This window comes from Streptomyces sp. NPDC056296 (assembly GCF_042268605.1).
In the GTDB taxonomy this organism is placed as follows: Bacteria; Actinomycetota; Actinomycetes; order Streptomycetales; family Streptomycetaceae; genus Streptomyces.
The window spans coordinates 1-5,077 of the sequence record NZ_JBHJRX010000127.1 but is presented as its reverse complement, the minus strand read 5'-3'; the positions used below and the strand labels follow the sequence as shown (position 1 = coordinate 5,077).

The window sequence follows — 5,077 nt, the reverse complement described above, 5'->3', positions numbered from 1 at the left end:
TCGCCGTCCGCTACCAGGCGGGACTACACCTGGCCTCGCTCATCTTGTGGCTCCGCGACACCGCAGCATGATCAATTATCAGACACGGCCTAGCGAGGCCCGCGCGCCTGCGCTCAGAGCAATCAGGTCCGCCTCCGCTGCGCGGGCGTCGCCTGGCGGTCACCGCTGTGGGGCGGGCGGCGCTGTGCGGTGGCGGGCCGTGCGCAGTCCGTCGGTCAGCAGTGCGACCATGCGCTGGTTGTAGTCGAAGCCCCTGCCGGGGACGGGAATGCACAGGTTGGCGACGGCGTACAGCAGGTCTGGTGCGCTGATGTCGTCACGGACGGCTCCGTCGGCTGCGGCGGAGTCCAGCAGGCCCGCCAGAACGGGGCCGGCCTTCTCCATGAAGTAGTCGGCCAGGCCCTCGTATGCCGGATCACCCGAGTGGAGGGCGGGGGCCAGCCCGCGCTTGGTGCCCAGGAGCTGCGTGTACCGGCGCAGCCAGGCGGTGAGCGCCTCGGCAGGCGCGTGGGCGGCGCTGAGTTCGGGCCCCGCGGCGACGACGGCGTCGATCCCGCTCTCCACCACTGCCTTGACCAGGTCCGAGCGCAGGGGAAAGTGCCGGTAGAGCGTACCGACGCCGACTCCGGCCAGGTCGGTGATCTCCTTCGCGGGTGCGCCGACTCCGGTCGTGTCGAAGACTGTCCGCGCGGCCTCGACCAAGGCGTCCACGTTGCGCTGCGCGTCCGCGCGGACGCGGCGCAGCTGCCCTGTCTTCTCGCTCATGCTTCCTCCGGTTGCATAACCGGAAAGGTCTTCCGTATAGTTCTGGAAAGTGTTTCCGGTTAGGTGGAGCGTAGCCCATCCCACGGACACACTCCACCTGCCCGGCCCATGGCACCAGTGCGAAGGCCGCCGGCGCCCCAAGGCGGCGACGAGCACGCACGGGCCCGACACAAGGCCCCTCCGGCCAGAAGGACAAGCCATGAACCACCTGATCGACGCAGCCCGCAACATCCCCGCCGCGCAAGCGGCCAGGACCCTGACCGTCAGCCGCATCACCCTGCCCGCTCCCGGCCGCCCCCTGCCCCTGCCACTGCGGGTGACCGCCCCCGCCGAGGGGAATGACCTGCCCATCGTCCTGCTCTCGCACGGCGGCGGCGAAGCCCTCTACATCCCCTCGAAGGACGGCTACGACCCGCTGGTGACCTTCTACGCCGAGCGCGGCTTCGCGGTCATCCAGCCAAGCCACCTCAGCTCGCGGATGGACGGGCTCGGCCTCGACCCCAGCGCGCAGGGCTTCCCGATCTTCGGGCAGTCGCGGATCGACGACATGACCCTCATCCTCGATGGCCTCGCCGAGATCGAGGAGCAGATCCCGGCCCTCGCCGGACGACTGGACCACACCAACATCGCGGCCGTGGGGCACTCAGGCGGCACCAACACCGTCGGCATGCTCCTCGGCGCGCGGCTGAAGAACGCCGACGGTACCGAAACCGACGCCCTGGAGCCGCGCATCAAGGCCGGCGTCCTGCTGGCGCCGTCCGGCAACGGCGGCGACAGCCTCACCGACGCCGTACGGGCAAATTTCCCCGAGATGAACCTCGACTTCTCCCACATGACCACACCCACGCTGGTCGTCTACGGCGACGCTGATCACAGCCCCAAGCTGACCGTACGCGGCGCCGAATGGCACACAGACGCTTACCGCTACGGGCCGGGCGGGGGATACCTGCTGACGCTCCTCGGCGGAGCCCACTTCCTGGGTGGCGTGGCGGGCTACGACCTGGACGAGACAGACGACGCCGACCCGGACCGCCTCGCCATCACCCAGCGCATGACCTGCGCCTACCTGCGCTCCGCACTTCTCGACGAGGACGCGGCCTGGCCCGAGGCGATGAAGGCCCTGGCCGAACACGCACCCGCCCACGGGCGGGTCGACGCCAAGAAGCAGGCGACGGCAGCACCTTCCCGACCGTAAGCCACCTCGCCGCCCATGCGGAGCCAGGGGGTGATGGTGCACTGCACGCCGATCAGCTCGCGGATCCGGGCCAGGATCTGCCGTGCGCGCTGCACGGCCAGGTCGCGTGCCCAGGAAGATGCGGCCACCGTGCACAACTCGCGGACCTGAGCCCCACCGCAGCGGCGACCGATCCGAGGGGCAACACCCTTCCCGACGGGACGGTGCGGCAAGTCCGGCCCAAAACACCAGCGACCGGGACCGTGGTTCAGCACATAGGCCGCTGGCTCGTCGGTCACGACGTGACGGTCCAGATCTCGGATGCGGGAACGGGCGGCAGCTCGGGCAGCGAGGCGCTGTCGAAGGTGCCGAGCAGGAGCCCCAACGCCCTTCCCTCGGTCACGGCCTCTCTGCGAAACAGGGCCAGCACGGCCTGCTCGTACGGGCTGGGCAGAGCGACCGGGGCCAGCTCGTCGCTGACCACGAGGTCCTTCTCCACGATGTCGGCCCTCCGGGTCTGCACCTGCCGAATGTCCTCGGCCCTTGAGTGCTCGACCAGGCGAAGCTCCTCGAGGCGCCGTGCCAGGGTGGCCATGTCCACCCGGTAGTAACTGGCGGCGCGAACCGCGGCTTCCCGTCAGCCCTCGTCGGGTGCGTGCGTCCACCGCGCCCAACGCGCGCGCAGATCGCTCTCCGGCAGCAGTAGGGCCCGGGCGAACCGGTCGAGCCGGGCCTCTTGGCCGTCGGCGTCCGCCGAGGCAATCCGCCAGTTCATGGCGTACTCGTCGGCGATGAGGAAGTGGCCCAGTTCGTGCGCGGCGGCGAGACGGCGGCGGCCCACCATCCGACTGCCGTTGATGAGCGTCACGCCGCCCCGCCCCAGGAGCACGGTGCCGCCGTCCGCGCCGTGCCCGCGGTCGAGGGAGAAGATCAGGAGACCGAGGGCGGCGGCCAGACCCGCGATGTTGTGGGCCGGACCGGCGGGCCCCAGCCCGAGCATGCGGCGCGCGGTGGCCGCCATCTCCTCGGCCTCGGCGGCGGTGGCAGGGGCGGCAGCGGCAATAAGGCCGTGACCTGCGTAGTAGACCAGCAGGGTGCCCGTGGCTTCACGTGCCGCCGCCCGGACGGCAGCGGATACCTCGCGTGGGGAGGCCGGGTCCACCAGTGTCTGGCAGTCCTCCGCGGCCAGATGCAGCACCGGGTCACCCAGAAGATCGTGCAACGCGGGGACATTGGCCTGCACCGCCGGCAGGTCGTCCAGTGCCGTGAGTGCTGGCCCCTACCAGAACCGCCCTGGACGCGGGCGCCGGATCGTGCATGTCCGCTACGCCCGTTCCGCTCCAGTTCGGCGAGCAGACGCCCGGCCTCCTCGCCCGCTGCTCCGGTCAGGAGGATCCGGGTCCCGTCGGGGCGTTCGACGACGAGCGTCGGCGTTTGGGGCCGGCTGCGCCGCCATGCGGCGATTGCCACCGCAAGCGAGGCAGCGTTGAAGCCCGTCCCGAGTATCAGGCTCAGCACGTCGATGAGGCCGCCTTGCGCCCCGGGGACTGCCGCGGTGCCCGATCCCAACGCGGGGCGGGCGTGCCGGCGGCATGCCGCATCAGTCAGCAGCCACTCGTACAGCGACCACAGCTGCCTCTCTGAGTCGGCGCCTCCTTTTGGTCAACGCCAATCACGACGTCCACGAGCATCAACTCCGCACTGTTCTCCCTGCGTTCACTCTCCCAGACGTTTCCGAGTAGTAGTGCCCGCGCGAGCGGGAGTGCCCCGTCACGGCGCAGCGGGCTCACTAGGTGTCGGGCGTAGAGCCCACGTGAGTGGGAGTGACCCAACTGCCCTGGCCGAACGGTCCTGCCCATTCCTGCAGAGCCCGCGCGAGCGGGAGTGACCCGTGCTCGTACATCCTGCGGGCCTTGATGCGATCGTAGAGCCCGCTCAAGCGGGAACGGCCCGGTGGCGCCGATACGCTGGGAGGTCATTGAGGCGAGCGGGGGTGACCCGTCGCTCGTACGCCTTCCCTGCCACGGGTAGGAGTAGCGCCGTGCGAGCGGCAGTGGCCCTCGACCGTATCTCACGACCCGCCATCAAGGTCGTAAAGGCCGCGCGAGCAGTTCGTACGTGCATCCGCACCGCGAGCCGTTCATCCGAGCCGAACCGGGAGGGCACCTGCGGCTGCGTCACTCTTTCGGCCGACGGTCGTTTCAGGTGTGGATCAACGCCTGATGTGAAGGAGACCTGGTGGGCCCGTCGTTTGTGATCGAGAAACTGGAGTTTCAGCGTGGCGATGTCTGGCTGACCCGCTTCATCAGAGGCCTGGTGACCTTCCTTGTGGGTCACTCCGGGGCGGGCAAGTCCACCGCTCTGGAAGCGCTGCTCTACCCACTGGGCCTCACCACGGCAACGATCATGCCGGAGGTCGGTGCGTGCCACCAGATCAGGCTAACCTTCCGCGTCGCCGGCACCCGCTGGCAAGCCACCCGCAGCGGCTCCAACCCGCGTGCCCGGGTGTCGGTGAGAAACCTCGACAACGACACCGAGCACTCGCTGCCCGTCAGGAGCGCGAAGACCGGCGAGGTGACAGCCGGCGCCTTGATCCAGGACATCCTGGGCCTGCCGCAGGCAGCCCGAGGCGCCACCCGTCTGGACTTGGATGACTACTACAACACCGTCCTGGCCCTGCGGCAGCACACGATCGCCTCCGCCTTTCTGGGCGGAGGGAAGGATGAGAAGCGCGTCCTCGTCCTGGAGGCGATCCTCGGGCTGTGGGACACCGCGCCGGTCTGGAGAAGAACGCCGCCGAGACCGCCTCCCGCTTCAACAGGGCCAAGGCAGACCTGACGGCGTTCAAGAAGCTGCGGGACAAGGGCGGACTCGCCGACCCGGACCAAGTCCGCTGCGATCACGAGCAAAAGCAGCGCGAACACGCTATGGCAGCGAACGCCTGGCAGAAGGCCGCCGCGGCCTTGAACGGCGCGATCGGAGAGCACGGCCGGCTCATCGCACTGCACAAGGCCGCCGACGCCGACTGACTGGGGAGAACTACGGCTCTTCGGCACTTTCCGTGAAGCGAGCTGGTCAGTGCGCCAGGAGGATGCGTCTTCGCAGGAGGTCGAAGCCGGCCCGGCCGTAGTGCTGGCG

General features: G+C 69.5%; 6 protein-coding genes and 1 pseudogene. 3 read left to right on the top strand and 4 right to left on the bottom strand.

The features are described 5' to 3' along the window. Window positions 1-159 precede the first annotated feature (159 nt). Window positions 160-765 (bottom strand): TetR/AcrR family transcriptional regulator, encoded by a 606-nt coding sequence (locus ACFCZF_RS40670; protein ID WP_376675958.1) that lies wholly within the window; start codon window positions 763-765, stop codon window positions 160-162. Window positions 766-964: 199 nt separating this feature from the next. On the opposite strand from ACFCZF_RS40670, the gene ACFCZF_RS40665 reads away from it, so the two are divergent. Continuing rightward, window positions 965-1,960, top strand: coding sequence for an alpha/beta hydrolase family protein (locus tag ACFCZF_RS40665; RefSeq protein ID WP_376675957.1), 996 nt, complete (start codon window positions 965-967; stop codon window positions 1,958-1,960). A gap of 274 nt (window positions 1,961-2,234) precedes the next feature. Here the strand turns inward: ACFCZF_RS40665 and ACFCZF_RS40660 are convergent, their stop codons facing one another. From ACFCZF_RS40660 to ACFCZF_RS40650, 3 genes and pseudogenes are all read right to left on the bottom strand, one after another. After that, window positions 2,235-2,534: a hypothetical protein gene (locus ACFCZF_RS40660; protein WP_376675956.1), complete on the bottom strand. Its 300-nt coding sequence runs from the start codon at window positions 2,532-2,534 to the stop codon at window positions 2,235-2,237. Window positions 2,535-2,576: 42 nt separating this feature from the next. Next, complete coding sequence (locus ACFCZF_RS40655) at window positions 2,577-3,161, bottom strand: ImmA/IrrE family metallo-endopeptidase (RefSeq protein ID WP_376675955.1); 585 nt, start codon at window positions 3,159-3,161, stop codon at window positions 2,577-2,579. A gap of 131 nt (window positions 3,162-3,292) precedes the next feature. Next, window positions 3,293-3,580 (bottom strand): annotated as a pseudogene (locus ACFCZF_RS40650) (hypothetical protein); the annotation flags it as partial. Between the two features lie 597 nt (window positions 3,581-4,177). Between ACFCZF_RS40650 and ACFCZF_RS40645 the strand changes: the two are divergent. Further along, window positions 4,178-4,777, top strand: a complete 600-nt coding sequence (locus ACFCZF_RS40645) for a hypothetical protein (RefSeq protein WP_376675954.1) — start codon at window positions 4,178-4,180, stop codon at window positions 4,775-4,777. Continuing rightward, complete coding sequence (locus ACFCZF_RS40640; RefSeq protein ID WP_376675953.1) at window positions 4,702-4,968, top strand: hypothetical protein; 267 nt, start codon at window positions 4,702-4,704, stop codon at window positions 4,966-4,968. Before ACFCZF_RS40645 ends, ACFCZF_RS40640 begins: the two co-directional genes overlap by 76 nt. Window positions 4,969-5,077: the final 109 nt, after the last annotated feature.

What these genes read in the sequence shown, in the direction of transcription:
- ACFCZF_RS40665 (WP_376675957.1), top strand. Translation starts at nt 965, where the DNA reads ATGAACCACCTGATCGACGCAGCCCGCAACATCCCCGCCGCGCAAGCG.
- ACFCZF_RS40660 (WP_376675956.1), bottom strand. Translation starts at nt 2,534, where the DNA reads ATGGCCACCCTGGCACGGCGCCTCGAGGAGCTTCGCCTGGTCGAGCAC.
- ACFCZF_RS40670 (WP_376675958.1), bottom strand. Translation starts at nt 765, where the DNA reads ATGAGCGAGAAGACAGGGCAGCTGCGCCGCGTCCGCGCGGACGCGCAG.